This is a genomic window from Halorubrum sp. SP3, assembly GCF_005435195.1.
GTDB lineage: Archaea > Halobacteriota > Halobacteria > Halobacteriales > Haloferacaceae > Halorubrum > Halorubrum sodomense.
This window is the reverse complement of the sequence record NZ_SGTU01000719.1, coordinates 1-231: the sequence shown is the minus strand read 5'-3', so window position 1 is coordinate 231 and position 231 is coordinate 1. Positions and strand designations below refer to the sequence as shown.

The 231-nt window shown below is 66.7% G+C and carries 1 pseudogene; it reads right to left on the bottom strand.

Annotated features, from left to right (window positions below):
* Positions 1–231 (bottom strand): annotated as a pseudogene (locus tag EXE42_RS19120) (hypothetical protein); the annotation flags it as partial.

Here is a 231-nt window from a genome sequence, read left to right as displayed (position 1 = left end):
AAGTCGGGATGGTCGCGGCGGTCGATCGGCGCGTCGGGACCACGAACCACCGACGGATCGGTCGCGATCCGGTCCCGCACCCGCTGCCACTCCTCGTGTCGGCAGAGGACATTTACCGGGATCCTGTCGATCCCTAACACCGACGCGATCGACGCTCGGTGGAACCCCTCGCACAGCTGCATCTCGCCGTCACGTCCGATCGCGACTATCGGTTCGAGCCGGTGGGCGTAC